17 protein-coding genes and 2 pseudogenes are annotated in these 26,031 nt (G+C 71.9%); 3 read left to right on the top strand and 16 right to left on the bottom strand.

Annotated features, from left to right (window positions below):
- The 3 genes and pseudogenes from ACGFYH_RS21595 to ACGFYH_RS21605 form a co-directional block, all read left to right on the top strand.
- Nucleotides 1-559: CoA transferase (locus tag ACGFYH_RS21595; protein WP_393804769.1), on the top strand; the 559-nt coding region annotated here is incomplete at its 5' end.
- A gap of 4 nt (nt 560-563) precedes the next feature.
- Nucleotides 564-2,709, top strand: a pseudogene (locus tag ACGFYH_RS21600) (acetate--CoA ligase family protein).
- Between the two features lie 123 nt (nt 2,710-2,832).
- A complete protein-coding gene (locus ACGFYH_RS21605) occupies nt 2,833-4,212 on the top strand; it encodes an OFA family MFS transporter (protein WP_393804770.1) in 1,380 nt (459 codons plus the stop codon).
- A gap of 79 nt (nt 4,213-4,291) precedes the next feature.
- On the opposite strand, the gene ACGFYH_RS21610 is transcribed toward ACGFYH_RS21605, so the two are convergent.
- The 16 genes and pseudogenes from ACGFYH_RS21610 to ACGFYH_RS21685 form a co-directional block, all read right to left on the bottom strand.
- Nucleotides 4,292-5,500 (bottom strand): sugar phosphate isomerase/epimerase family protein, encoded by a 1,209-nt coding sequence (locus ACGFYH_RS21610; protein ID WP_393804771.1) that lies wholly within the window; start codon nt 5,498-5,500, stop codon nt 4,292-4,294.
- Nucleotides 5,501-5,614: 114 nt separating this feature from the next.
- The gene (locus tag ACGFYH_RS21615) at nt 5,615-7,012 is read right to left on the bottom strand and encodes an alkaline phosphatase family protein (protein WP_393804772.1); all 1,398 of its coding nucleotides are present in this window, start codon (nt 7,010-7,012) and stop codon (nt 5,615-5,617) included.
- Nucleotides 7,009-8,184 carry a metabolite traffic protein EboE gene (gene eboE, locus ACGFYH_RS21620; protein ID WP_393804773.1) on the bottom strand — a complete coding sequence of 392 codons (1,176 nt, stop codon included), beginning with the start codon at nt 8,182-8,184 and terminating at the stop codon, nt 7,009-7,011. Before eboE ends, ACGFYH_RS21615 begins: the two co-directional genes overlap by 4 nt.
- 3 nt (nt 8,185-8,187) lie before the next feature.
- Entirely contained in the window at nt 8,188-9,036 is an 849-nt protein-coding gene (locus ACGFYH_RS21625; RefSeq protein WP_393804774.1) for a TatD family hydrolase, read from the bottom strand.
- Nucleotides 9,036-9,773 (bottom strand): EboA domain-containing protein, encoded by a 738-nt coding sequence (locus ACGFYH_RS21630; protein ID WP_393804775.1) that lies wholly within the window; start codon nt 9,771-9,773, stop codon nt 9,036-9,038. The genes ACGFYH_RS21625 and ACGFYH_RS21630 overlap by 1 nt, the downstream gene beginning before the upstream one ends.
- Before the next feature lie 13 nt (nt 9,774-9,786).
- On the bottom strand, nt 9,787-10,797 hold the full coding sequence (locus ACGFYH_RS21635) for a sugar phosphate isomerase/epimerase family protein (RefSeq protein ID WP_393804898.1): 1,011 nt from the start codon (nt 10,795-10,797) through the stop codon (nt 9,787-9,789).
- A gap of 128 nt (nt 10,798-10,925) precedes the next feature.
- Nucleotides 10,926-12,005 carry an SCO3242 family prenyltransferase gene (locus ACGFYH_RS21640; protein WP_393804776.1) on the bottom strand — a complete coding sequence of 360 codons (1,080 nt, stop codon included), beginning with the start codon at nt 12,003-12,005 and terminating at the stop codon, nt 10,926-10,928.
- Nucleotides 12,006-12,337: 332 nt separating this feature from the next.
- Nucleotides 12,338-13,492: pseudogene (locus tag ACGFYH_RS21645) on the bottom strand (inositol-3-phosphate synthase); the annotation flags it as partial.
- A gap of 199 nt (nt 13,493-13,691) precedes the next feature.
- Entirely contained in the window at nt 13,692-17,408 is a 3,717-nt protein-coding gene (locus tag ACGFYH_RS21650; protein ID WP_393804777.1) for a ThuA domain-containing protein, read from the bottom strand.
- A 263-nt stretch (nt 17,409-17,671) separates the two neighbouring features.
- A complete protein-coding gene (locus ACGFYH_RS21655) occupies nt 17,672-18,670 on the bottom strand; it encodes a sugar phosphate isomerase/epimerase family protein (protein ID WP_393804778.1) in 999 nt (332 codons plus the stop codon).
- A gap of 16 nt (nt 18,671-18,686) precedes the next feature.
- Nucleotides 18,687-19,979 carry a Gfo/Idh/MocA family protein gene (locus ACGFYH_RS21660; RefSeq protein WP_393804779.1) on the bottom strand — a complete coding sequence of 431 codons (1,293 nt, stop codon included), beginning with the start codon at nt 19,977-19,979 and terminating at the stop codon, nt 18,687-18,689.
- 84 nt (nt 19,980-20,063) lie between these two features.
- Complete coding sequence (locus ACGFYH_RS21665) at nt 20,064-21,110, bottom strand: substrate-binding domain-containing protein (RefSeq protein WP_393804780.1); 1,047 nt, start codon at nt 21,108-21,110, stop codon at nt 20,064-20,066.
- A 17-nt stretch (nt 21,111-21,127) separates the two neighbouring features.
- Nucleotides 21,128-22,147: an ABC transporter permease gene (locus tag ACGFYH_RS21670; protein ID WP_393804781.1), complete on the bottom strand. Its 1,020-nt coding sequence runs from the start codon at nt 22,145-22,147 to the stop codon at nt 21,128-21,130.
- Nucleotides 22,144-23,661 (bottom strand): sugar ABC transporter ATP-binding protein, encoded by a 1,518-nt coding sequence (locus ACGFYH_RS21675; RefSeq protein WP_393804782.1) that lies wholly within the window; start codon nt 23,659-23,661, stop codon nt 22,144-22,146. The genes ACGFYH_RS21670 and ACGFYH_RS21675 overlap by 4 nt, the downstream gene beginning before the upstream one ends.
- 187 nt (nt 23,662-23,848) lie before the next feature.
- The gene (locus ACGFYH_RS21680) at nt 23,849-25,030 is read right to left on the bottom strand and encodes an ROK family protein (RefSeq protein WP_393804783.1); all 1,182 of its coding nucleotides are present in this window, start codon (nt 25,028-25,030) and stop codon (nt 23,849-23,851) included.
- A gap of 263 nt (nt 25,031-25,293) precedes the next feature.
- Nucleotides 25,294-25,971 carry a GntR family transcriptional regulator gene (locus ACGFYH_RS21685; RefSeq protein WP_393804784.1) on the bottom strand — a complete coding sequence of 226 codons (678 nt, stop codon included), beginning with the start codon at nt 25,969-25,971 and terminating at the stop codon, nt 25,294-25,296.
- Between the last annotated feature and the right edge of the window lie 60 nt (nt 25,972-26,031).

Consider the following 26,031-nt stretch of genomic DNA (forward strand, 5'->3'; position numbering starts at 1 on the left):
CGGGCGAGTAGACCTTCATCACCATAAGAGATCCCTCCTACCCGGCCCCTGCCGGGGCCGGGCTCAGAGGTGTCCACCACTCGGGGACAGGTCCCCGAACGACTACGTGTACGTCATCGTCCAGCCGGTCGGCTGGCAGCCGCTGACCGAGCTGATCGGCCGGCCGGAGCTGGCCGAGGACCCGGAGTGGGCGACGCCGCAGGCCAGGCTGCCCAAGCTGAACAAGATGTTCCAGCTGATCGAGGAGTGGTCGTCCACCCTGCCCAAGTGGGAGGTGCTGGAGCGGCTGAACGCCCACAACATCCCGTGCGGGCCGATCCTGTCCACCAAGGAGATCATCGAGGACGGCTCGCTGGCAGCCAACGAGATGGTCGTGACCGTCCCCCATCCCGAGCGGGGCGAGTTCGTGACCGTCGGCAGTCCGCTCAAGCTCTCGGACTCCCCCGTGAAGGTGACCAGTTCGCCGCTCCTCGGCGAGCACAACGAAGAGGTCTACGTCGGTGAGCTGGGCCTCGGCGACGAGGAACTGCGGCTGCTCAAGTCGAACGGGGTGATCTGACGTGATGGCCGAGGACCGGGTTGCGCGGGTGCGCGGGCTCCTGGCGTCCGTACGGGCCGAGGGGCGCACCGCGCTGACCGCGCCCGAGGGCAAGGTGCTCGCCGACGCCTACGGGATCGCGGTACCGGGTGAGGAGCTGGCGCGGGACGTCGACGAGGCGGTGGCGTGTGCGGCGCGGTTCGGCGGGCCGGTCGTGATGAAGATCGTGTCGCCGGACATCCTGCACAAGACCGACGCCGGCGGTGTGGTCGTCGGGGTGGAGGGCGCGGCGGACGTGCGGGGGGCGTTCTGCCGGATCGTCGACAACGCGCGCGCGTACGACGCGTCGGCACGGATCGAGGGCGTGCAGATCCAGGAGCTGCTGCCGCAGGGGCAGGAGGTCATCGTCGGGGCGGTGACGGACCCCGACGTTCGGGAAGGTGGTGGCGTTCGGGCTCGGCGGGGTGCTGGTCGAGGTCCTCAAGGACGTCACCTTCCGGCTGGCTCCCGTGGACGCCGACGAGGCGCTGTCCATGCTGGACTCGATCCGGGCGGCTGAGGTACTGCGCGGGGTGCGCGGACGGGCCGGCGTGGACCGGTGGGCGGTGGCGGAGCAGATCCGCCGGGTCTCCGAACTCGTCGCGGACTTCCCGGAGATCGCCGAGGTGGACCTCAACCCGGTGATCGCCACGCCCGAGGGCGCGGTCGCCGCCGACATCCGGGTGATCCTCGCGACCGACAGGCCGAAGGAACGGCGACGGTACACGCGCGAGCAGATCCTCACCTCGATGCGCCGCCTGATGCAGCCCGCGTCGGTCGCGGTGATCGGCGCGTCGAACGAGCCGGGGAAGATCGGCAACTCGGTGATGCGCAATCTCATCGACGGCGGCTTCGCGGGGGAGATCCATCCGGTGAACCCCAGGGCCGATGACATCCTGGGCCGCAAGGCCTACAAGAGTGTCACCGACGTTCCCGGTGAGGTGGATGTGGCGGTCTTCGCGATCCCCGCGCGGTTCGTGGCGGCGGCCCTCGAGGAGGTGGGCCGCAAGCGGATCCCCAACGCCGTACTCATCCCCTCCGGCTTCGCCGAGACCGGTGAACACGCCCTCCAGGACGAGATCGTGGCGATCGCCGAGCGCCACGGCGTCCGGCTGCTCGGTCCGAACATCTACGGCTACTACTCGACGTGGCAGGACCTGTGCGCGACGTTCTGCACGCCCTACGACGTCAAGGGCGGCGTCGCGCTGACCTCGCAGTCGGGCGGCATCGGGATGGCCATCCTGGGCTTCGCGCGGACCACGAAGACCGGTGTGTCGGCCATCGTCGGCCTGGGCAACAAGTCGGACCTGGACGAGGACGACCTGCTGACCTGGTTCGGCGAGGACCCGCACACCGAGTGCATCGCGATGCACCTGGAGGACCTCAAGGACGGCCGCGCCTTCGTCGAGGCGGCGCGGGCGACGGTGCCGAGGAAGCCGGTCGTGGTGCTCAAGGCGGGTCGTACGGCGGCGGGCGCGAAGGCCGCCGGGTCGCACACCGGGGCACTCGCCGGGGACGACGCCGTGTACGACGACATCCTCCGGCAGGCCGGCGTCATCCGGGCGCCCGGGCTGAACGAGATGCTGGAGTACGCGCGCGCGTTGCCGGTGCTTCCCGCTCCACAGGGCGACAACGTCGTCATCATCACCGGGGCCGGCGGCAGCGGGGTGCTGCTCTCCGACGCGGTGACGGACAACGGGCTGTCGCTGATGGAGATACCGCCCGACCTGGACACGGCGTTCCGCGCGTACATCCCGCCGTTCGGGGCGGCGGGCAACCCGGTGGACATCACCGGGGGCGAGCCGCCGTCGACGTACGAGGCGACGATCCGGCTCGGCCTGGAGGACCCGCGCGTCCACGCGCTCGTCCTCGGCTACTGGCACACCATCGTCACGCCTCCCATGGTGTTCGCCGAACTCACCGCGCGCGTGGTGGCCGAGTTCCGTGAGCGCGGCGTCGAGAAGCCCGTGGTGGCCTCTCTCGCGGGCGACGTCGAGGTGGAGGAGGCGTGCCAGTACCTCTTCGAGCGCGGGGTCGTGGCGTATCCGTACACGACCGAGAAGCCGGTGGCCGTGCTGGGCGCCAAGTACCGGTGGGCGCGGGCCGCGGGGCTGTTGGGAGGCGGCTCATGACCTGAGCCGGCGGGGGTCCGGCCGACGGGTGCGCGTCGGCCGGACCCGAGGACCCGCGCGCGCACGAAAGGCATTGGACAGGGGGCGCTGGCCAGAACTTTCGACGCAAGGGGTGCAAACGACATGACAACCACCGACGTCACACGGGTCGCCGTCCACCGGGAGGTGACCGACAGGAACGGACGCGTCTATCGCGTGGGCGAGTCCGACATCGACATCATGGGGCGCAAGCGCAAGTGGATGGTGATTCTGCCCTGGATCGGCATGATGGGCATCTCCTCCGCCGAGTACGCGTTCGCGTCCGCCGAGGACACGCTCCACGAGGCCCACCACTGGCCCAGCGGCAGCATCTACTGGATGATGACCGCCTGGATCTTCTGCCAGGCCGCGGTCGCCTTTCCGGCGGGCCGGCTGCGTGAGAGCGGCAAGCTGCCGGCGCGTTGGGCGATGATGCTGGGTTCGGTGGGCACGCTGCTCGGCTATCTGGCGCTGGCGTTCGCGCCGCACGTCTCGCTCGCCTTCATCGGGTTCGGCGTGTTCAGCGGCATCGGTGCCGGCATGGTGTACGCGACCTGCGTCAACATGGTCGGCAAGTGGTACCCCGAGCGCAGGGGTGGGAAGACCGGCTTCGTCAACGGCGGTTTCGCCTACGGCTCGGTGCCGTTCGTCTTCATCTTCCACGGCTACATGGACGGCTCCAACTTCCGCTGGGTGCTGGTCTCGGCCGGTGTCTTCCTCGCCGTGACAGTGGCCTTCGCCGGCTTCTACTTCCGGGACCCGCCGAAGAACTGGTGGCCGTCCTCCATCGACCCGCTGAACCCGCCGGACGACCCGCGGGCCCGTCGTTCGCTGGAGAGGAACCCTCCGGCCGCCAAGCAGTTCTCCCCGCTGGAGGCCTGGAGGACCGGCCGGGTGGCGCTGATGTGGTTCTGCCTCGCCTGCACCTCCGGCGTGAACATCTTCGGTATCGCCTTCCAGGTCGACATCGGTGAGGAGGCGGGCTTCGCGGCCGGAATCGTGGCCACCGCCATGTCGCTGAAGGCGATCGTCAACGGCACCGGGCGCGGTGTCATCGGCTGGCTGTCCGATCTCTACGGCCGCAAGCAGTGCCTGCTCTGCGTCTGCGCGATCCTGGGCGTCGCCCAGTTCGGCATCATCTGGTCGGCCGGGATCAGGAACCTGCCGCTGTTCCTGCTCTTCTCCGCCGTCTCCGGTTTCGGCGGCGGTGCCATCTTCCCGATGTTCGCGGCGCTGACGGCGGACTACTTCGGTGTGAACAACAACGCCACCAACTACGGGATGGTCTACAGCTCGAAGCTCGTCTCCGGCCTGGGCGCGGGCATGGGTTCCGTGGTAGTCGGTGCCTGGGGCTACAACGGCGCCTTCAGCCTGGCAGGCAGCATCTCCATCTTCGCCGGATTCATGGCGCTGTTCCTGCGACCGCCGGGACGCTCGAAGGACAAGCGCATCACACCCAATCCGCGGCCGCTCGGCGAGGGATGACCCGACGAGGCCGCCTTCGCACGGACCGGGCGGCCCCTCCCGCAGCACGCGGGAAGGGCCGCCCGGTCCGTGTCGCGGGTCAGTGGCGGCACTTGCGCAGGGCCGCCAGGTTGTCGTAGCTGATCTTGGCCTCCCGCAGCGACTGCGCGGGATCGGTGGCGCTCGGGGAGTTGTCGTCCTCGATCATCGGGTTGTGGTAGTTCCGCTGTCCGACCCGTGAGAAGAACGTCGTGTAGTCGATGACCCCGGTTCCGAAGGGCACCATGTCGTAGCCCATCCCGTTGGTCGTGCTGACGACACCGTCCTTGGCGTGGAACAGCGGATAGCGCCTGTTGTTGCGGACGACGAGTCCGGCCGGGTCGAAGACGTTCTCCCGGGTGGAGCCGTCGTGGGCGGTGTACGTGTGGAACTTGTACTGGGCGACGTGCGCCCAGAAGATGTCCATCTCCAGCCAGACGACCCTCGGGTCGGTGATCTTGAGGAAGTACTCCAGCTTCCGGATGCCCGAACTGCGGGTCGGCCGGTTCTGGTCGTCCAGCGGACCGCCGTCCAGCAGGAAGCCGTAGGCGCTGTCGTGGTTGTGGGTGTAGAGCTTGATGCCCTCCCGGTGGGCGATCGCGCCGAGGGCGTTCCACTTGTCGGCGGCCACGTCCCAGTCGGCGCGGTACGAGCTGCCGGTGGGGTCGCCACCGGTGCCCATGTGGTCCATGCCGAGGATGTTGGCGATCTCCAGGTGCTTCTTGAAGGTGTCCTTGTCCGCCGTCGTCAGCGGCCAGGAGGACGGGATGAAGCCGTGGTTGCCCTGGGCCCGCAGCCCGTAGTCGTCGAGCCAGGAGCGCAGCAGCCGGGCGCCCGCGACGGACTCCAGGCTGGCGCCGCCGGGCGCGTTGGCGTGCTGGTTGTACCCGGCGAACTCCACCTGGCGGTAACCGTGGCGGGCCAGCTGCTTGAACACCTCGCGGAAGCCGGAGGGCAGGTCGGAGGCGAGGGGGTCGCGGGCGGTGGCGTCACGGACGGTGTAGAGGATGATGCCGCGCTTGTCCGCCGGGACGAGGATCTGGCCGTGGCCGTGGCCATGACCGTGACCGTGGTCTCTGCCCCGGCCGTGGGCGAGGGCGGGCGCGGCGCCGAAGACGGGAGCCGCGACGGCTCCGGCCGCCACCGCGGTGCAGGTGCTGAGGAAACGGCGCCGGTCCACACCGAGGGTGCGGCGCAGGCTCTCGCCGGGGCCGTCGGCGGCCGGGTCGGTGCCGGCGTCGGTGCGGGAGGGGTCGGTGAACGGGGTCACGGGTACCTGCCTTCTGGGTCGTGGCCTGCGCCGATGCGACTCGGGCGGGCCATTGTCAGTGCCGTGTGTTTCACTCTCAGTAGTCGGATCTCGGAGGCCGCGCCCGGTGGCGCGTCAGCCGAGTCCGGCGAGCCGGAGCAGGAGTTGTTTCACGTCGGTGGCCGCGACGCGGTCTCCGACGGCGCGGGGGGTGGAGCAGATGAGGAGCGGACCGTCGTCGTCGCTCGCGGGGAGGCGGCCGTGGCTGCCTCGAATAGGTGAGGGGTCCAGGGGCACGACCGCCATGCGGTAGCGCATGCCGAGCTTCTTGCGGGCCAGGGCGGTGGCCGCCTTGACCTTGACGTAGGGGTCGAGTGGGTCCATGAACAGCTCGACCGGGTCGTAGCCGGGTTTGCGATGGATCTCGACGAGCTGCGCGAAGTCGGGGGCGCGGTCGTCGTCGAGCCAGTAGTAGTACGTGAACCAGGCGTCCGGCTCAGCCAGGGCGACCAGCTCGCCGGCGCGCGGATGGTCGAGGTGCTGGGCCTTCTTGCCCTCGTCGTCGAGGAGCTGCTCGATGCCGGGCAGCCCGTCCAGGGCGGCGCGGGCCGCGTCCAGGTCCTCGGGGCGGCGGACGTACACGTGGGCGACCTGGTGGTCGGCGACCGCGAAGGCACGGGAGGCCATCGGGTCGAGGTACTCCATGCCGTCCTGGGTGTGCACTTCCAGGAGTCCGGCGCGGCGCAGGGCACGGTTGATGTCCACGGGCCGGCTGACGGGGGTGATGCCGTACTCGGACAACGCGACCACGGTGCGGCCCTCGGCGCGGGCGTCGTCGAGCAGCGGGGCCAGCGCCGTGTCCAGGTCGGCGGCGGCCCGCAGGGAGCGCGGATCGTCGGGGCCGAAGCGCTGGAGGTCGTAGTCGAGGTGAGGGAGATAGCAGAGGGCCAGGTCGGGATGCCGGGTGGCCGTGATGTGCCGGGTGGCGTCGATGATCCACTGGCTGGAGACCAGGTCGGCGCCGGGCCCCCAGAAGTGGAAGAGCGGGAAGGTGCCCAGTTTGCCGGTGAGTTCGTCGTGCAGGTCCGGGGGCCGGGTGTAGCAGTCGGGTTCCTTGCGGCCGTCGGCGTAGTAGACGGGACGGGGGGTGACGGTGATGTCGGTGTCGGCGCCCATGGCGTACCACCAGCAGATGTTGGCGACGGTGTAGCCGGGGTGGGCGCGGCGGGCGGCATCCCAGAGTTTGTCGCCGGTGACGAGTCCGTTGTGCTGGCGCCACAGCAGGACGTCGCCGAGTTCCCGGAAGTACCAGCCGTTGCCGACGATGCCGTGCTCGCAGGGGTGGGTGCCGGTGAGGAAGGTGGACTGGGCGGCGCAGGTGACGGCGGGCAGGACGGTGCCGAGCGGTGCGCGGGAGCCGGACTGGCCGAGCCGCTTGAGGTGGGGCATGTGGTCGAGGAGGCGGGGGGTGAGGCCGACGACGTCCAGGACGAGGAGGGGGGTGGGTCCGTCGGAGGGGGTGGGTCGCGTCATGGCAGTTCCTTCAGGCCGAGGTCCGTCAACAGGTCGCGGGCGAGGGTCAGCTCGGCGGCGATGCCGTCGGTGAGCTGGGCGCGGGCACGGGGCCGCAGCTCGGGCGGGAGGGCCTGCCAGGTGTACGTCTCGACCTCCAGATGACGGGTCAGCGGGTGCGGGCCGCCGACGAGTCGGGTCAGCGCGGCCTCGAGTACGGGCAGGGTGGAGGTGAGGGGCGCGGCGGGGGCCGCGTGCAGGGGGACGTGGAAGTGGGCGCGCCAGGGCGCGGTGACGGGCAGCGGGCCGCCGTCCGCGAGGGCCTCGTCGAGGTCGTCGGTGCCGTGGCGGCCGCCGGACGGTGTGGTGGTGCGGGTCTGATGCAGGAAGCGCGGCTCGGCGAAGGCGGCGAGCGCTTCGCGGACCGCGGGGTCGGCGGGGTGTTCGGCGTGCAGCGCGGCGGACAGCTGGGACTTGACGACGGGTACGCGGGCGGCCGTGAGCGCGTCCAGAGCGGTGTGCGGGTCTTCGAAGGAGGTGGCGAGGTGGCAGGTGTCGACGCAGATGCCGATGCGGTCGTGGGCGATCGCGGTCAGCGGGGCGATGGCGTCGTGGGTCGTCTCGACGACGCAGCCGGGTTCGGGTTCCAGGCCGATGCGGATGGACCGGCCGGTCAGTTCCTGGAGGGCGTCGAGGCGTTCGGCGAGGGTGAGCAGGGCGGCACGGGCCTTGTCGGCACGGGTCTCGTCGTGGGCGGTGCGCCAGGCGAGCGGCAGGGTGGAGATGGTGCCGTCCGTGACGTCGTCGGGCAGCAGCCCGGCGAGCAGGCGGGCCAGGGAGGTGGTGTGGTCGAGTCGTTCGGGGTCGGCCCAGTCCGGCTTGTAGACGCGGTACTTGACCTCTTCGGCGCCGAAGCCCTCGTAGGGGAAGCCGTTGAGGGTGACGACCTCCAGGCCGCGCCGGTCGAGTTCGGTGCGCAGGCCGCGCAGGGCGGCGGGGTCGGTCACCAGGGCGTGGGCGGCGTCGCGGGCGAGCCACAGCCCGATGCCGAGACGGTCGCGCCCGAGGCGCCTGCGGACCGGCTCGCAGTGGTCGCGGAGCTGGGCGAGGACGCCGTCGAGGGTCTCGGCGGGGTGGACGTTGGTGCAGTAGGCGAGGTGGACGGTGGAGCCGTCGGGGTGCCGGAAGCGCATGGCTCACTCCCCGCCGCGCAGGATGGAGTTGCCCTCGTGCGTGGCGCCGCCCGAGGTCACGTCGAGTGCCAGCCGTCCGCTGAGCCCGTAGAAGGCGACGGGGTTGCGCCACAGCACCCGGTCCACGTCGTCCTCGGTGAAGCCCTCGGCGAGCATCAGGTCGCCGACCTTGCGGGTCTTGAGAGGGTCGCTCCTGCCCCAGTCGGCGGCGGAGTTCACCAGCACCCGCTCCGGCCCGTACTCGCGCAGCAGGGCGACCATCCGGGCCTCGTCCATCTTGGTGTCCGGATAGACGGAGAAGCCGAGCCAGGCGCCGCTGTCCTTGGCCTCGTCGACGGTGGTCTCGTTGAGGTGGTCGACCAGCACCCGCTCCGTGGGCAGCGCGGACTCGCGGACCACGTCCAGGGTGCGGCGCAGGCCGGCGAGCTTGTCCCGGTGCGGGGTGTGCACGAGAGCGGGCAGGCCGTGGTCGGCGGCGAGCTGGAGCTGGGTGGCCAGGGCGGTGTCCTCGGCGGGCGTCATGGAGTCGTAGCCGATCTCGCCGACGGCCACCACCCGGTCCTTGACGAGATAGCGGGGCAGTTCGTCGAGGACGGACAGGCACCGGGGGTCGTTCGCCTCCTTGGGGTTGAGGGCGATCGTGCAGTGGTGGGCGATTCCGTACTGGGCGGCGCGGAATGGTTCCCAGCCGAGGAGGGCGTCGAAGTAGTCGCGGAAGGAGCCGGGAGAGGTGCGGGGCTGGCCGAGCCAGAAGGAGGGTTCGACGACGGCGCGGACGCCGGCGGCGTGCATGGCCTCGTAGTCGTCGGTGGTCCGGGAGGTCATGTGGATGTGGGGGTCGAAGATGCGCATCAGGACTCCTTGCCGTGGGGGTCGGCCGTGCCGGGCGAGGACGGCCCGGACTCGGTCAGGGCCAGGACGCGGTGCAGGTCTTCGGGGACGGTGCGGCTCGCGGCGGTGCGTTCGGCGGCGTAGTCGGCGAGCATCCGGGCGAGTTCGTCGTCCCCCTGTGCCCGGCGGGCGAGGTCCGCCACCCGGTCGACGGGGACGCCGGTGAACAGGCACTTCAGCACGGCGTGCCGCCACTGGTGCGCGTCCAGGTGCCGGGCGGCGTACGGGCCGAGGGCGGCGGCGACGAGCCGGGTGTCGTTGGTGCGCAGGGCGTCCTCGACGAGTGGGAGGGCGTCCGGGCCGGGCACGAGGTGGGGCAGCGCGTGCAGGACGGCGCGGCGTTCGTCGGCGGTGCCCTGGGCGTAGACCCGGGACAGGGCGTCCTTGTCGGCGCGGGCGGCGTGCAGGACCAGGACCCGGGCGGCGTCGGCGTGGGCGGATCCGCAGCGGCGGCCGGCCTCGGCGAGGCGCAGCTCCCACACCGAGATGGGGCCGTGGGTGCCGGGGTGGGCGGCGGCCTCGTCCAGGGCCTGGTCGAGCCAGGCGCGGGCGGCTCCGCCGAGCCGGGCGCAGAGGGCGGCGCGCAGGTCGGCGGGCGGGATGTGGGCGGGGGTGGTGCCCTGGGGGTCCTGCCCGGCGGGGGTGCCGTCCGCGCCCTGGGGGTCGGGGGTGACGGGGGTGGCGTGTGGCTGCGTCATGGTGTGGCTCCCTTCAGCGGGTGGCGGAGGGCTCGCCCGAGCGGCTGGTGCGGGGGGACGCCTGCGCGGCCCGGCGCAGGAACGGGAGGGAGTGTCCGGCGAAGTGGGGGCCCGCGTGGGAGTGGCGGGGCAGTTCGACGACGGTCAGGCCCTGGTAGCCGGTGGCGGCGAGGGCCTCGAGGACGGGCGGGAAGTCGATCTCGCCGTCACCGAAGGGGAGGTGTTCGTGGACGCCGCGGCGCATGTCCTCGATCTGTACGTGGCGCAGCCAGGGGGCGGCGGCGCGCACGCAGTCGGCGGGAGGGAGGGGTTCGAGGCACTGGCAGTGGCCGATGTCCAGGGTGAGACCGAGATGTTCGGGGTCGCCGAGGGTACGGCGCAGGGTGTGGAAGTCGGCGAGGGTGGAGAGCAGATGCCCCGGTTCGGGCTCCACCGCGAGGGGGACGCCCGCGATGGCGGCGGCGTCCAGGACCGGGGCGAGGGTCTCGGCCAGCCGCTTCCATGCCGTGTCCTCGTCCGTGCCCGCCGGGGTGACGCCGCTGAAGCAGTGCACGGCGTGGGCACCGAGGCCGGCGGCGACGTGCACGGCACGGACGAGGAGGTCGGCACGGCGGGCCCGGTCCTGCGGGTCCGGGTCGAGCAGGGACGGACCGTGTTTGCGGCGGGGGTCGAGCACATAGCGGGCGCCGGTCTCCACGGTGACGCCCAGACCGAGGGCGTCCAGCCGCCCCGCGACCCGGCGGGTACGGGCGGCCAGGTCGTCCGCGAGCGGGTCGAGGTGCATGTGGTCGAGGGTCAGGCCGACGCCGTCGTATCCCAGGTCGGCGAGGAGGCCGAGGGCGTCGTCGAGGCGGAGGTCGGCGAGACCGTTGGTGCCGTAGCCGAAGCGGAGCGCGGGCGGAGGGGTGCCGTCGCGGTCCGGCCGCGCGTCCGGGGCGGAGGGCCTCCCGGCCCTCGCCTCCGGGCCCGACGGCGGCTCCGGCGCAGCCGTCCCGGGCGTGCTCCCGTCCGGGCCCGACGGCAGGCCCGGCCCGGCGGGTGCGGAGGCGGCCGGGGCCGCATGCCGCTGCCGCGCGGGGCGTGCCGCGTTCGACGGGTCCGGGGCCGTGCTTTCGGAGTCGCTCTCCTCCGGCCTCCGGTACGGGGCGGGGCTCACGTGATGCTCACCTTCCTCATGGCGGCCCTCCTCGCGAACAGCCGGCCGGCCGGGACGAGGGCCGCGACCAGGAGGGACGTGGTCCTCGCGCCGGAGCGGGCGGCGAGCGCGGCCTGGAGCGGGATCGTGGCCTTGATGCCGCCGCCCACGGCGCGTTGGGTGAGCGGGGGCGACGGGTTGAGCGCGGCGTGGAAGTAGGGCCGGGCCGCTGTGGCGGCGTAGGCGGCGCCCAGGGCGGCCGTGAGGACGTCGGTGGCAGTGGGCGCCGGGTCGGAGCCCGGCAGGCCGGGGGCGGCTGCTGCCCGCCGGCCTGCCGGGGGCCGGGTGCGGCGGCGGGCGACCAGCGAGGTCAGCGCCCCCGTCGTCGCGAGGGCGGTCAGCGGGGCCAGGACGGAACCGCCGGTGGTCTCCCGGCGGGAGACGGCCGTGACCGCGAGGGTGTGGCTGCCGAGCAGCACGGCCGAGGGCAGCGCGGCCCGGGTGGCGCCGCCGGTGGCGGCGGCGCCCAGGAGGAGGTCCAGTCCGCGGGCGGCGCCCATGGCGGCGGGACCGGCCGGCGTGTGCTTCAGGGCGAGGTCGTAGGCCCAGACGACGGCTGCCAGCGGCGCGGCGACCGCGAGGGCGGATCGTCCCGCGCCGGCGGCCAGCGCCAGTCCGGCGCCGGTGAGGGCACCGGCGGCCGCGAGAGCGGCGGTCGGGCGGATGCGGCCGGACGGCAGCGGGCGGTGCGGGCGTTCCGCGGCGTCCTCGGCGCGGTCGGCCCAGTCGTTGAGGGCCATGCCTGCCTCGTACAGGCACAGGGAGGACCCGATGGCGAGCAGGATGCGGGGGCCGGGGCGTACACCGGTCGCCGCCGCTCCGGCCAGGGCGTCGCCGGGGACGGTGAACAGGGCGGGCAGCCGCAGCAGTTCCGCCCACGCCCCCGCGCGGGCGGAGTGGGGGCGGGACGCGGCATGGGACTCCCCGGCGCCGGAGGGCGGTGAGGCGTTCTCCGGTGCCGGGCCCTCCACCCCGGATGTTCCGGCCGACGCGGACGACCCGGCCGTGTCCCGCGCCGCGGCGACGGTGCGGCTCATCGCCGTGCCCCGCGCTCGTCGGCGCCGTCGTCGAGCCGGGCGCCCCCGCGCTCGTCGGCGTAGCTGCCGAGTCCCCCGGCACCGGCGTCCCCGGCGTCCCCGGCGCTCCCAGTGCCCACGGCGCTCCCGGCACTCCCAGTGCCCACGGTGTCCCCGGCACTCCCAGCGCCCCCGGTGCCCCCGGTGTCCACGGCGCTCCCAGTGTCCACGGTGCCCCCGGCGCTCCCGGCGCTCCCGGCGCTCCCGGCGCTCCCGGCGCTCCCGGCGCTCCCGGCGCTCCCAGTGCCCCCGGCGTCCCCGGCGTCCCCGGCATGCCCGCCGTCTGCGTCTCCTTCGGCACGGTCGCACAGCCGCACGGCGAAGCGTTTCAGCTCCGTGTACTGCCCGGCCAGGGACGACGGGCCGTCGCCGACCGGGTCCTTGAAGTAGAAGCCCAGTTCGCCCAGCGGGCCGGTCAGGCCCTTCTGGCGGGCGCGGACGGCCAGGCGGGCGAGGTCGAGGACGAGCGGGGCGGCGAGGGAGGAGTCGCAGCCCTGCCAGGTGGTCTGGAGAATCATGCGGGCGCCGAGGAAACCGTCGAAGGCGATGTGGTCCCAGGCCGTCTTCCAGTCGCCGAGCGCGGGCACGTCGTCGATGTGGACCTCGCCCTGGACGGGCGCGCCGAGGGTGTCGGCGAGGACGCGCGCCTTGCCGGCGTTCTTGGCGGCCGCCGCCGCCGGGTCGGCGAGGGCGGCACCGTCGCCGCCGCCCAGGAGGTTGGTGCCGGACCAGGCGCGCACGGCGAGGGCGCGCTGGAGGAACATCGGGCCGAGCACGGACCGCAGCAGGGTCTGCCCGGTCTTGCCGTCGCGGCCCGCGTACGGCAGGCCGGAGGACTCGGCGAGCGGGGCCAGCGCAGGGTGGTGCAGGCCCGCTGAGGGGGTGAAGTTGACGTAGGGACAGTCGGCGCGCAGAGCGGCCGCCGCATAGAGGGAGCTGGGCGGCAGCGTGCCGTCGGCGGGGGCCGGCTCGGTGGAGGCGACGTTGATCACGACAGCGCCGGCCAGGCCCTGACGGCTGACGAAGTCGCGGATGTCGGTGGCGAACACGTCGATCAGTGCCTCGTCGCCCCGGCCCGAATCCCGGTCGGTGTCCCCCGGCAGGGGCCCGCCGGGCCTGATCTCCCGGTCGGCGGCGACGAGCTCGGCGTGCACCGCGGAGGGCAGGCCGTGCGGCAGGACGCCGCCCTCGGCGAGGTGTTCGGCGCGTTTGGGCAGCGGGCAGTCGACGGTGTCGTGACCGCCGAAGACGAGCGACGACAACGATGGCAGACCGCACGCGGCGAAGGGCGCCGTCTCGGTGACCATGCCGGTCGGCGGGTGGAGCCCCGCGGCGACCGCGGCGCAGCCTGCGATCGCGGTCGTGGCGACGGATCCGCGCGCCCCGATGAACCAGACCCCGTAGCGCGGGGCCGTTGAGGGGGTGGGCGGGGACGGTTCGGCGGACATGGGCAGCCTCCTTGTCGTACGCGAACCGGGTGCGAGCGCCGGAGGAACGAGCGGGGTGCCGGGTGCACTGACCCGGCGGGACGGCGGGCGGAGGTCCGGCGTCCTCCGCCCGCCGCCGTTCCGGTTGCCCCGGGGGGCGGGTCGCGCCGGAGGGGGCGGTCCGCCCCGGAGGGGGCTCACCCCACCGGGGCGGGTCGCCCTAGGAGGGCAGTTCCCTCAGCTGGATGTTGCGGAAGGAGACCTGGTCGTCGGCTCCGTGGTTCTGAAGGCCGATGTAGCCGTCGGTCAGGCTCCGCTCGGGGTCCTTGTTGGTGAAGTCGTTGATCTTGACTCCGTTGAGGAACACCTGGAGGCGTTCGCCCCGGACCTTGATCTCGTAGGAGTTCCACTGGCCGGGCGGCCGCAGAACCTGGTCGCGGGCCTTGATGTCGGCCGACTTGAAGGAGTAGACGGAACCCGTCGTGCGGTCCGCCGCGTCCGTGGCGTCGATCTGGATCTCGTAGCCCCTGTCCACCGCGGACCAGGGGTCGTCGGAAGCCGGGAAGCCCACGAAGACGCCGGAGTTGTCGTCGCCCCGCATCTTCCAGTCGAGCTTGAGGGAGTACGACTTCAGCTCCTTGGCCTGGTACCAGAGCAGGCCCATGCCGCCCTCGGACTCCAGGGTGCCGTCCTTGACGTCGAACCTGCCGGGGCCGGCCTGCTTCCAGCCGTCCAGGGTCTGGCCGTTGAAGATGTCCCGGTAGCCCTTGGCCGGCTTGCAGTCGGCCTTGACCTGGCCGGTGGCGTACTGCATGCCGCCGAGCAGGTGGCCCCGGAAGGTCTCGTCCGCGTAGGACTCCTTGGTGTGGCCGAGGCCGGTGTAGAAGGAGCGGCCGCCGCCGTAGCTCTGGCACCAGGCGATCGGGTGGTCGCCCTTCATGGTGCCGCCGGAGTAGGTCGTCTCGTCGAGGGTGGCGAGGACCTTGGCCTGCTCGCGCGGGTTGGTGCGGTAGTTGTACAGCTCGTCGGTGCGCTCCCAGGTGTCGTCGAGGTGCGCGGTGGCCGGGTGGTCGTGGTCCTCGACGCGGACGGTGGCCTTCTGGATGGCCGGGTGCGACTTGAAGTAGGCGCCGACGAGGCCTCCGTAGAACTCCCAGTCGTACTCGGTGTCGGCGGCGGCGTGGACGCCCATGTAGCCGCCGCCGTTCTTGACGTAGTTCTCGAACGCCTTCTGCTGATCGGCGTTCAGGACGTCTCCCGTGGTGGACAGGAAGGCGACCGCGTCGTACTTGGCGAGGTTGGCGGTGGTGAACTGCCCGGCCTCCTCGGTGGCGGTGACCGAGATGCCGGCGGGGGTGCCCAGCTCCTTCAGGGCGGCGATGCCCGCCGGGATGGAGTCGTGGCGGAAGCCGGCGGTCTTGGAGAAGACCAGGACCTTCTTGCCCGCATTGAACGGCTCCTTGGAGAACTCGAAGTCGTCCACGTCGTACAGCGCGCCGTCGCCGCCCCTGAAGACCAGGTAGATCTCGGTGGTCTTCCTGGGCAGGGACCGCAGCGGTACGTCGACGTTCTGGAACGTCTCCCAGCCGCCGGTCGGCGGGATGTACGCCGAGCCGTGCAGCTTGCCGGTGGGTGAGCCGGTGCGCAGCTCGATGTAGCCGCCGCTGCCGCCGGAAGAGGCACGCACGGTCATCTTCTTCTGGCCGTCGAACCTGTAGGGGCTGAAGGAGATCCAGTCGCCGTCGTTGATGTCACCGACGGTCTTGCCGCCGTTGGCACCGGTCTTGTCGATGGTCGACACGCCTTGCTGGGTGGTGAAGTGCTCGGCCTGGCGGTGCAGCGGCTGGAGCACGGTGCGGGCGGTGCCGGTCAGGGCCTCCTGGCCGTTGGCCCCACCGTCGGTGTAGCCGGCGCCGACGACGCCGTAGATGTCGGCGTTCGGGTCGTGTCCGCCGTCCCCGGCGGGCGGCTTCAGGGTGCCCTCACAGCCCGTCTCGCTGGTCAGCTCGTGGGCGTGGGAGTCGTGGCCGAGGCTGTAGGCGACCTTGACCTTGGAGCAGTCGATCGTCTCCTCCGGGTCCGTGACGGTCACCTTGAACGGTACGGGTTCGCCGAAGGCGGCCAGGGTGCCGTTGCCCGGGACGTCGATCCTCACTCTGGGTTCGGTGTTGCCGACCACGATCCGGACGCTCGCGTTGCCGGTGTTGCCCTCGGGGTCCCTGGCGGTGAAGGTCGCGGTGTAGGTGCCGACCTTCTTGTACTTGTGGGTGGGAGTGAGGCCCTCTCCCTCGGTGCCGTCGCCGAAGTCCCAGCCGTAGGTGAGATCCGGGGAGTCGGCGTCCTTGGCGGTGGCGGTGAAGGCGACCTTGAGACCGGCCGCGCCGGACGTCTTGTTGGCGCTGACCTCGGCGATCGGGGAGAAGCCGTCCTCGGCGTTCTCGATCCGGTACAGGGCGGAGTCCTTGTCGCCCTGGAACCAGGACAGGCCGTAGTCCAGGACGTAGAGCGCGCCGTCGGGGCCGAACTCCATGTCCATGATCTGGGTGCCGGTCCACGGGAAGTCGTTGATCTTCGCGACCGTCCCGTCCCCGTTCTGCTCGATCCGCTTGATCCACCGGCGGCCGAACTCGCCGGCGAAGAAGTCGCCGTCGTACTCCTCGGGGAACTTCACCTTGGAGTCGAGGTCCGCGTCGTAGCGGTAGACCGGGCCGCCCATCGGGGACTCGGAGCCGCTGCCGAACTCGGGCACGGAGTCGTCGTCGTACGGAATCCAGGCGGCCTGGGCGGGCGGCAGATCGGTGAGACCCGTGTTGTGCGGCGAAGTGTTCTTCGGGGCGGCGCAGTCGAAGGTCTCGCCGGAGGTCTTGGTGGCGAAGTCGTAGTCGACGTAGGGGTCGTTGTCGCCGGTGCAGAACGGCCAGCCGAAGTTGGCGGCCTTGGTGACCTTGGCGAACTCGACCTGTCCGCCCGGGCCGCGGTTCGGGTCGGCGGCGCCGGCGTCGGGGCCGTAGTCGCCGACGTAGACCGTGCCGGTCTTCTTGTCGACGCTGATCCGGAAGGGGTTGCGGAAGCCCATCGCGTAGATCTCGGGGCGGGTCTTCTCGGTGCCGGGCTCGAAGAGGTTGCCCTCCGGGACGGTGTACGAGCCGTCCTCGGCGACCTTGATGCGCAGGAGCTTGCCGCGCAGGTCGTTGGTGTTGCCGGCGCTGCGGCGGGCGTCGAAGGCAGGGTTGCGGTCGGGTCGCTCGTCGATCGGCGTGTAGCCGTCGGAGGCGAAGGGGTTGGTGTCGTCGCCGGTGGAGAGGTAGAGGTTGCCGTCGGCGTCGAAGGCGATGTCGCCGCCGACGTGGCAGCAGGTGCCGCGGGAGGTCGCGACGTCCAGGACCTTCTTCTCGCTGGCCATGTCAAGCGTGCCGTTGGCGTTGAGCACGAAGCGGGAGAGGCGGTTGACGCCGTCGAACTTCTTGAAGTCCTCGGCGGTGCCGTTCTCCGGGGCGTCGCCCGCGGGGGTGTCGAGCGGCGGGGCGTAGTAGAGGTAGATCGCCCGGTTGTCCTTGAAGTCCGGGTCGATGCCGACGCCCTGCAGGCCCTCCTCGTCGTGGTTGTAGACGGGGATCCTGCCGGCGACCTTGGTGACGCCGCCCTGGTCGGTCAGGCGCAGTGTGCCGTCGCGGGCGGTGTGCAGGACGCTGCGGTCCGGGAGGACGGCGAGCGACATCGGCTCGCCCATCTCGGGTTCGCCCTTGGCGAGCGGTACCTGCTGGAACTGCCCCTCGGCGGCGGCTGCCGTCTCGTCGTGTTCCGGGTGGCCGGGGTGGGCGCCGGCGACGGTGGCCGGGGTGCCCACGGCCAGCAGCAGGCCGGTGAACAGGGCGAGGCCGGTGCGAAGCCCGGGACGCCTTGCGGTCCTGGTGGCTTTGAGTCTGGTTCTGTGCACGAAGTCCCTCCGGGAACGGGTGGGCCGTACGGGATGGGTGCGAAGACGTGCGATGCGGGCGCCGGGGTGCGCCGTCACCCCGGAGGCGTGAATGTCCTGAACACTTCAGGGACGGTAACCGCGTTCTTCCGGGGCCAACACCCCTTGCGCCGGGACTTGTTCAACTTTTTCCCAACTCAGGACAAAGCGGGATTCGGGCAGGCCGGACCGGGGACCGGCGGGTGGTCCGGTCCCCGGCCCCGACCTGCGGTCGGGGCGCGCGATCAGCTGTTGAAGGCGGCGTCGAAGGACGCGCTGGGCGGATCGAAGTCGAATGCCCTGAGCCGGGTCAGGGCTTCCGGTGCGCCCTGCAGCCGGTCCATGCCGGCGTCCTCCCACTCGACGGAGACGGGCCCCTGGTAGTCGATGGAGCCCAGCATGCGGAAGACGTCCTCCCAGGGGACGTCGCCGTGCCCGGCCGACACGAAGTCCCAGCCGCGCCGCGGGTCGCCCCACGGCAGGTGGGAGCCGAGGCGCCCGTTGCGGCCGTCGAGGCGCTTGCGGGCCTCCTTGCAGTCGACGTGGTAGATCCGGTCGCGGAAGTCCCACAGGAAGCCGACGGGGTCGAGGTCCTGCCACACGAAGTGCGAGGGGTCGAAGTTCAGGCCGAAAGCCGGCCGGTGGTCGACCGCCTCCAGGGCACGCCGGGTGGTCCAGTAGTCGTAGGCGATCTCGCTGGGGTGCACCTCGTGCGCGAACCGCACGCCCTCGGCGTCGAAGACGTCGAGGACCGGGTTCCAGCGGTCCGCGAAGTCCTGGTAGCCGCGCTCGATCATGGACTCGGGAGCGGGCGGGAACATGGCGACCAGGTGCCAGATGGCCGAGCCGGTGAAGCCGATGACGGTGTCGACGCCGAGGCGGGCGGCGGCCCGTGCGGTGTCCTTGATCTCGGCCGCGGCGCGCTGCCGTACGCCTTCGGCCTCGCCGTCGCCCCAGATGCGGTCGGGCAGGATCGCCCGGTGGCGTTCGTCGATGATGGCGTCGCAGACGGCCTGGCCGACCAGGTGGTTGGAGATCGCCCAGCACTTGAGGCCGTACTTGTCGAGCAGCTGGTGCCGGGAGTCCACGTAGGAGGGGTCGGCGAGAGCTTTGTCGACCTCGAAGTGGTCGCCCCAGCACGCCAGTTCCAAGCCGTCGTAGCCGAAGTCGCGGGCGAGTCGGCAGACCTCCTCCAGCGGCAGGTCCGCCCACTGTCCGGTGAAGAGAGTGAAGTTGCGTGGCATGTCGCTGCCGGCCTCCTCAGGGGGTGATCGGGGTATAGACGGAGTTCTTCTCGGCGCTCTCCTCCACGGCCGCGAGCACGCGCTGCACCTGCAGCCCGTCGGCGAAGGAGGGTTCCGGCCCGCGGCCCTCGGCGACGGCGTGGACGAGGTCGCGCGCCTGGTGCACGAAGGTGTGCTCGTAGCCGAGTCCGTGGCCCGGGGGCCACCAGGCGTCCAGGTAGGGGTGTTCGGGTTCGGTGACCAGGATCCGGCGGAAGCCCGCGAGCTCCCCCGGTTCCGTACCGTCGTGGTACGACAGCTCGTTGAGCCGCTCCAGGTCGAACGCGAGCGAGCCGCGCTCGCCGTTGAGCTCGATGCGCAGAGCGTTCTTGCGGCCGGTGGCGTACCGGGTGGCCTCGAAGGAGACCAGGGCGCCGGAGGTGAGGCGGCCGGTGAAGACGGCGGCGTCGTCCACGGTGACCTGCCCCGTCACCCCGTCCGCCGAGCCCGCGGACAGGCCCCGGGGGGCGCCGGCGGGCAGCGGGCGTTCCCGTACGAAGGTCTCGGTGAGGGCGGAGACGCCCGCGATCCGCTCCCCCGACAGGTACTGGGCGAGGTCGACGATGTGGGCGCCCAGGTCGCCGAGCGCCCCCGAACCGGCCAGCTCCTTGCGCAACCGCCAGGTGAGCGGGGCCTTCGGGTCCACCAGCCAGTCCTGGAGGTAGGTCACCCGCAGGTGCCGCAGCCGGCCGACGCGGCCCTCGGCGACCATCCGCCGGGCCAGCGCGGTGGCCGGTACCCGACGGTAGTTGAAGCCGACCATGGCCAGCTGGCCGCGCCGTCCCGCCTGCTCGGCGGCGCTGGTCATCGCCTGCGCCTCCTCGACGGTGTTGGCCAGCGGCTTCTCGCACAGGACGTGTTTCCCGGCGGCGAGCGCGGCCAGGGCGATCTCGGCGTGGCTTTCACCGGGCGTGCAGATGTCGACGAGGTCGATGTCGTCCCGTTCGACCAGGTCCCGCCAGTCGCTCTCGGTGCTCGCCCAGCCGTGCCGGTCGGCCGCCGTGCGGACGGCGTCGGCGTCCCGTCCGCAGATGGCGGTCATGACCGGGTTCAGCGGCAGGTCGAAGACCCGGCCGGCGGTGCGCCAGCCCTGGGAGTGGGCGGCGCCCATGAAGGCGTAGCCGACCATGCCGACGCGCAGGGGCGGTCTGGTGGCGGACGCCCCCGTCGCCGCCCCGCTCCCGTCGTCGGGCCCGGTATCGGTCCCGCTGCCGGCTGCGGTCCCGGCGGCCGATGCCCCGGCCCCCTCGGGCTGCTGCGGCTGTCCCATGCGGATGTCCTCCTCGTCGTGGTGGCGCGGTGGGGATGGCCCCGCCCCGGCCGGCTGGTCAGGCCGCTGCCGGAGCGGCGACCGTCACTTGAAGCCCGTGGGCATGTACTGGTCGACGTTCTCCTTGTCGACGACGGCCGAGTAGCAGGTGACGGTCGAGGGGATCTCGAACTCGGCGAGGCCGCTGATCCCCTTGCCCTGGCCGAGGGCACGGGCCAGGTCGATGGCCGAGGCGGCCATCGTCGGCGGGTACAGCACGGTCGCCTTCAGGACGCCGCTGTCCGCCTTGATGGCCTGGAAGGCGGACAGCGCGCCCGCGCCGCCGACCATCAGGAAGTCGTCGCGTCCGGCCTGCTCGATGGCGCGCAGTGCGCCCACGCCCTGGTCGTCGTCGTGGTTCCACAGGGCGTCGAAGCTCGACTGGGCCTGGAGCAGCTGGGCCATCTTGGCCTGGCCGGACTCGACGGTGAACTCGGCGGCCTGACGGGCCACCTTCTTGATGTTCGGGTAGTTCTTCAGACCGTCGTCGAAGCCCTTGGTGCGCTGCTGGGTCAGTTCCAGGTTGTCCAGACCGGCCAGTTCGATGACCTTGGCGTCGGGTGTGTCCTTGAGCTTCTCCCCGATGTAGTGGGCGGCGTTGAGGCCCATCCCGTAGTTGTCTCCGCCGACCCAGCAGCGGTAGGCCTGGGGGCTGTTGAAGATGCGGTCGAGGTTGACGACGGGGATACCGGCACGCATGGCCTTCAGCCCGACCTGGGTGAGCGCCTTGCCGTCGGCGGGCAGCACCACCAGGACGTCGACCTTCTTGTTGATGAGGGTCTCGATCTGGCCGATCTGCTGGGCGGTGTCGTTGGAACCCTCGGTGACCTCCAGGGTGACGTCCGAGTACTTCTCGGCGCGCTTGTGGGCGTTGTCGTTCACGGCGTTGAGCCAGCCGTGGTCGGCCTGGGGGCCGGCGTAGCCGATCGTGACCTGCTTGCCCGGCCTGTCGTCGGCGGCCGGCCGCGTGTCCGCGGCGGCCTTGTCGCCGCCGTCGTCGGGGTCGTTGCTCGTGCACCCGGTGAGGACGGCACCGGCGGACACGGCGGCGGCTCCGAAGAACAGCCCTCTGCGACTCGTGAGCTTCGTCATGACGGTGAACCCTTTCCTCAATGCGTGCTTGCGGTACGGCGCTGGACCAGTACGGCGGCGACGATGATCGCGCCCTTGGCGATCTGCTGGACGTCGCTCTGCAGGTTGTTCAGGGCGAAGATGTTGGTGATCGTGGTGAAGATGAGGACGCCGAGCACGGAGCCGAGGATGTGGCCCCGCCCCCCGGTCAGCAGCGTTCCGCCGATGATCGCGGCGGCGATGGCGTCGAGTTCGTAGAGGTTGCCGTTGGTGTTCTGGCCGGAGCCGGCCAGGACGATCAGCAGGAAGGCGGCGATGCCGCAGCACAGCCCGGACAGCAGGTAGAGGTAGAGCCGCTGGCGGCGGACGTCGATGCCGGCGAGACGGGCGGCCTCCGCGTTGCCGCCGACGGCGACGGTGCGGCGTCCGAACGTGGTCCGGTTGAGCACCAGCCAGCCGACGACGGTGACGGCCGCGAACACCAGGACCAGCGGCGGGATGCCGAGGACGTAGGAGTCACGTTCGCCCAGGTCCAGGACGCTGGGGATGGTGACGACCTGGGTGCGGCCGTCGGTGATCTGCAGCGCGAGTCCGCGCGCCGAGGCCAGCATGGCGAGGGTGGCGATGAACGGGACCATCTGGCCGAAGGCGATGAGCACCCCGTTGACCAGTCCGCAGCCCACTCCCACCACGATCGCGGTGAAGAGGATGCCGGCGAACCCGTACTCCTGGGTGGCGACCGTGGTCGCCCACACCGAGGCGAGGGCGACGATGGCGCCGACGGACAGGTCGATGCCGCCGGAGACGATGACGAAGGTCATGCCGACGGTGACGACACCGATCACCGAAGCCTGGGTGAGGACCAGCTGGAGGTTGCGGGTGTCGAGGAACGCGTCGGGCTGGGTGATGCCGCCGATGAGGACCAGTACGGCGAGCACCCCGAGCAGGGTGAGGGTGCGGACGTCGGCGCGGCCCAACCGGACCCGCCGGGCGGACGGACCGTCCACCGGTGCCGCCTTGCCGGTGCCGCCCCGTGGCGGGGACACGTGCTGCGTCATGACGCCGGGCTTCCTTCCATCACGAGGTCGAGTACGCGGTGTTCGTCGAGGTCGCGGGCGGGGGCCTCGTGCACGACGCGGCCCTCGCGCAGCACCAGTACGCGGTCGGCGAGACCCAGAACCTCGGGCACCTCGCTGGAGACCAGCAGGACGGCGAGGCCCTCGTCGGCGAGGCGCCGGATGACGGCGTAGAGCTCGGCGCGGGCGCCGACGTCGACGCCGCGGGTGGGTTCGTCGAGCAGCAGGACCCGGCAGCCGCGCAGCAGCCAGCGGGCGAGGACCGCCTTCTGCTGGTTGCCGCCGGACAGGGTGCGCACGGGCACGGAGGGGTTGTCGGGCCGCAGCGACAGCTCACGGGTCGCCGCGCGGGCCGCGCCCAGTTCGGCGCCGCGGTCGACCCAGCCGCCGCGCGAGAAGCGGGACATGGCGGAGACCGACACGTTGCGGGTGACGGACTCGAGCATCAGCAGGGCCTGTGCCTTGCGTTCCTCGGGGGCGAGCCCGAGACCGGCGCGTACCGCGGCGCGCACACTGCCCGGCCGGAGCGGACGCCCGTCGACGAGGACCTGGCCGGTGTTCGCCTTCCGGGCCCCGTAGACCGTCTCCAGGATCTCGGAGCGGCCGGAGCCGACCAGCCCCGCGAGGCCGACGATCTCGCCGGGGCGCACCTCCAGGTCGAGGGGGGCGAACTCGCCCTCGCGGGACAGCCCCCTCACGCTCAGCACGGGTCCGCCCGCCGGCGGTGCGGCCGGCCGGTCCGGGAAGACGTAGGCGACGTTGCGTCCGGTCATCAGCTCCACCACCTCGCGGGTCGGTGTCGACTCGGCGGGGAGTCCGCCGGCGACGGCCCGGCCGTCCTTGAGGACGGTGACCCGGTCGCCGATGCGGCGGATCTCCTCCAGGCGGTGCGAGATGTAGACGACGGCGACCCCGGCGGCGGTGAGGTCGGCGACGATGCGGAAGAGGTTGTCGACCTCGTCCGGGTCGAGGGCGGCCGACGGCTCGTCCATCACGATCAGCCGTACGTCGTGCGAGAGCGCCCGTGCCATGGACACGATCTGCTGCTGAGCCGCGGACAGCTCCCCGACCAGCCGTCCCGGGTCTACCTCGGGGTGGCCAAGCCGCTTGAGGAGAGTTGCCGTCGAGGCCTTGGCAGCCCGGCCCCGCACGACGAAGCCGGCGGCGGTCGGCTCGTGGCCGAGGTGGACGTTCTCGGCGACCGACAGGTGCTCGACCAGGTCGAGTTCCTGGTAGATGGTGGCGATGCCCAGGCGCATGGCCGCGATGGGTGAGCGCAGGGTGACGTCCTCGCCGCGCCAGCGGATGGTGCCGGTGTCGGGCTGGTGGGCGCCGGCCAGCACCTTGATGAGGGTGGACTTCCCGGCGCCGTTCTGGCCGAGGAGGCAGTGCACCTCGCCGGCCTGGACGTCGAGGTCGACGCCGTCGAGGGCCCGGACTCCGGGGAACGACTTGGTGATGCCGGACATGCTGAGCAGCGGTGGTTCTGGTGCCATGTGAGGTCCCCTCGGCGGGCGTGCGGGCCGGTGTCAGGGCAGAGCAGGGCGGGGCGGGGCGGGGTGGAGCAGAGAGTGAGGTGGCGCAGAGCGAGGTGGGGCAGGGTGGAGCAGGGCATGGCGGGGCAGAGCGCTGTGCTTGGTGGTGCTCGGGTACCGGAAGGTGCCTATGCGGGTGGAAGAGTGCCTACGCGGGTGAGAACAGGTGGTCGCTGATCAGCCGGGCCGCGCCGATGACTCCGGCGGTGGGCCCCAGCTCCCCGAGAACGATGGGCAGGTTGCCGGTCGCCAGGGGCAGCGACTGGCGGTAGACCTGGGTACGGATCGCGGCGAGCAGGTTGTGGCCGAGACCGGTCACCCCGCCGCCGATCACCACCAGGCCCGGGTTGAAGAAGCTGACCAGGCCGGCGATGACCTGGCCGGTGCTGCGGCCGCCCTCCCTGATCAGGTCCAGTGCGGTGGCGTCGCCCGCGGCGGCCGCGGCGGCGACGTCGGCGGCACTGAGGTCCCCGTTCGCCTCCAGCCGGTTCGCGAGTTCGGCCGAGCGGCCCTGCTGGGCGGCCTCGATGGCGTCGCGGGCCAGGGCCGCGCCGCTGAAGTGGGCCTCCAGACAGCCCCGGTTGCCGCAGGCGCACTGGCGTCCGTCGGGCACGGCCTGGATGTGCCCGATGTCGCCCGCGCTGCCCGTGGTCCCCCGGTAGACGTCACCGCCGACGACGATGCCGCAGCCGATGCCGGTACCGATCTTGACGACGAGAAAGTCGTGCTGGGTGCGGGCGACGCCCGCGTGCTGCTCACCCAGCGCCATCAGGTTCACGTCGTTGTCGACCATGACGGGGCAGCCGAGTTCCTGACTGAGCGCCTCCCGTACGGGGAAGCCGTCCCAGCCCGGCATGATCGGCGGAGCCACCGGCACCCCCTCGGGGAAGCGGACCGGCCCCGGGACGCCGAAGCCGGCGCCGTCGAAGCCCTCCGCGAGCCCCGAGGCCCGCAGCTTGGCGGCCATGGAGAGCACCTGCTCGAAGACCGCGACCGGGCCTTCGCGCACGTCCATGGGCTGGTTGATGTGCCCGAGGATCTCCAGCTCGGCGTTGGTGACGGCGACGTCGATGGAGGTCGCGCCGATGTCGACGCCGAGGAAGCGCAGTCCGGGGTTGAGTCGGACGTTGTGGCTGCGGCGCCCGCCGCGCGAGGCGGCCAGCCCGTCGGCCACGACAAGACCCGTCTCCAGCAGACGGTCCACCTCGACGGCCAGCTTGGACCTGGAGAGGTCGACCTGGTCGCCGAGCTGGGCACGGGAGTTGGGCCCGCCGTCGCGCAACAGCTGGAGCAGACGCGCTTGGTGGGCGTTCGCGGGTCGTGCGGTCATGCGTCTCACGAGCCCCTCCCCGCCTCGATCGGCCTCGAGTCCGCCGGTTTCCGGCCACGACCGTGACTTGCGCCCGTGGCTTGCTTTCGGAGGGAACGTAGCAGTGGGCGCCGAGTGTGGGAAGAAGTCACGCATGAATTGCTGCGAACTTTCTCCTCTGAGTGGACAAAGAAGCGCGCGGCGGCCACCGGGTCAGGACACGAGGAGGCCGCCCGGCCTTGACGCCGGGCGGCCTGTGAACGGGCCGGGAGCAGGTTCCGACCTCAGGATTCTCCCCGCGCGTGGTACGAGCGCCTGGTGTGCTCCGTGTGCTCGCGCATCAGCCGGGTCGCCGACTGCTCGTCCCGGTCGGTGATGGCGGCGATCAGCTTGCGGTGCTCGATCCAGGACTGCCGGCCACGCTGCCGGGCGACCGGGGTGTAGTACCAGCGGACCCGGCGGTCGACCTGCGCGGCGAGCTCGGCGAGGACGGCGTTGCCCGCCAGCTCCATGACCTTGCCGTGGAAGCGGGCGTTGAAGGCGACGGTGGCGTCCACGTCCTCCGCGGCGACGGCCCGCTCCCCCTCCTCGCACAGCTCCTCCAAGGCGGCCACCCCCGCGCTGGAGGCGTTGGCCGCGGCGAGCCGCGCGGCCTCGGCCTCCAGCAGGGTACGGACCGTCAGGAGCTGGTCGGCCTCCTCCTCCGTCGGCTCGTGCACGAACGCGCCCTGCGCGGGGCGCAGATCGACCCAGCCCTCGGTGTTGAGCCGCTGCAGCGCCTCGCGCACCGGCTGCCTCGACACGCCGAGGTGACCGGCGAGTTCGCTCTCGACGAGGTGCTGGCCCGGCCGGAGGGCCCGCGTGGTGATGAGTTCGAGCAGTGCCTCGTAGACACGGTCCCGCAGCGGGCCGGGCCGTTCGAGCCTGGGCACCGCGCCCTGCGGCAGTCCTGCGGACAACATCGGTCCCCCCTCGACGGCCGGAACAACCAGTACCCGAAGTATTGATTGTCTTTCGTCTAC

The sequence above is a fragment of the Streptomyces sp. NPDC048392 genome (assembly GCF_043200575.1).
Classification (GTDB): Bacteria; Actinomycetota; Actinomycetes; order Streptomycetales; family Streptomycetaceae; genus Streptomyces.

Excerpts from the sequence above, each read along its gene's own strand:
- ACGFYH_RS21605 (WP_393804770.1), top strand. The coding sequence starts at position 2,833 with ATGACAACCACCGACGTCACACGGGTCGCCGTCCACCGGGAGGTGACC.
- ACGFYH_RS21615 (WP_393804772.1), bottom strand. The coding sequence starts at position 7,012 with ATGACGCGACCCACCCCCTCCGACGGACCCACCCCCCTCCTCGTCCTG.
- eboE (WP_393804773.1), bottom strand. The coding sequence starts at position 8,184 with ATGCGCTTCCGGCACCCCGACGGCTCCACCGTCCACCTCGCCTACTGC.
- ACGFYH_RS21625 (WP_393804774.1), bottom strand. The coding sequence starts at position 9,036 with ATGCGCATCTTCGACCCCCACATCCACATGACCTCCCGGACCACCGAC.
- ACGFYH_RS21630 (WP_393804775.1), bottom strand. The coding sequence starts at position 9,773 with ATGACGCAGCCACACGCCACCCCCGTCACCCCCGACCCCCAGGGCGCG.
- ACGFYH_RS21640 (WP_393804776.1), bottom strand. The coding sequence starts at position 12,005 with ATGAGCCGCACCGTCGCCGCGGCGCGGGACACGGCCGGGTCGTCCGCG.
- ACGFYH_RS21655 (WP_393804778.1), bottom strand. The coding sequence starts at position 18,670 with ATGCCACGCAACTTCACTCTCTTCACCGGACAGTGGGCGGACCTGCCG.
- ACGFYH_RS21660 (WP_393804779.1), bottom strand. The coding sequence starts at position 19,979 with ATGGGACAGCCGCAGCAGCCCGAGGGGGCCGGGGCATCGGCCGCCGGG.
- ACGFYH_RS21665 (WP_393804780.1), bottom strand. The coding sequence starts at position 21,110 with ATGACGAAGCTCACGAGTCGCAGAGGGCTGTTCTTCGGAGCCGCCGCC.
- ACGFYH_RS21670 (WP_393804781.1), bottom strand. The coding sequence starts at position 22,147 with ATGACGCAGCACGTGTCCCCGCCACGGGGCGGCACCGGCAAGGCGGCA.
- ACGFYH_RS21675 (WP_393804782.1), bottom strand. The coding sequence starts at position 23,661 with ATGGCACCAGAACCACCGCTGCTCAGCATGTCCGGCATCACCAAGTCG.
- ACGFYH_RS21680 (WP_393804783.1), bottom strand. The coding sequence starts at position 25,030 with ATGACCGCACGACCCGCGAACGCCCACCAAGCGCGTCTGCTCCAGCTG.
- ACGFYH_RS21685 (WP_393804784.1), bottom strand. The coding sequence starts at position 25,971 with ATGTTGTCCGCAGGACTGCCGCAGGGCGCGGTGCCCAGGCTCGAACGG.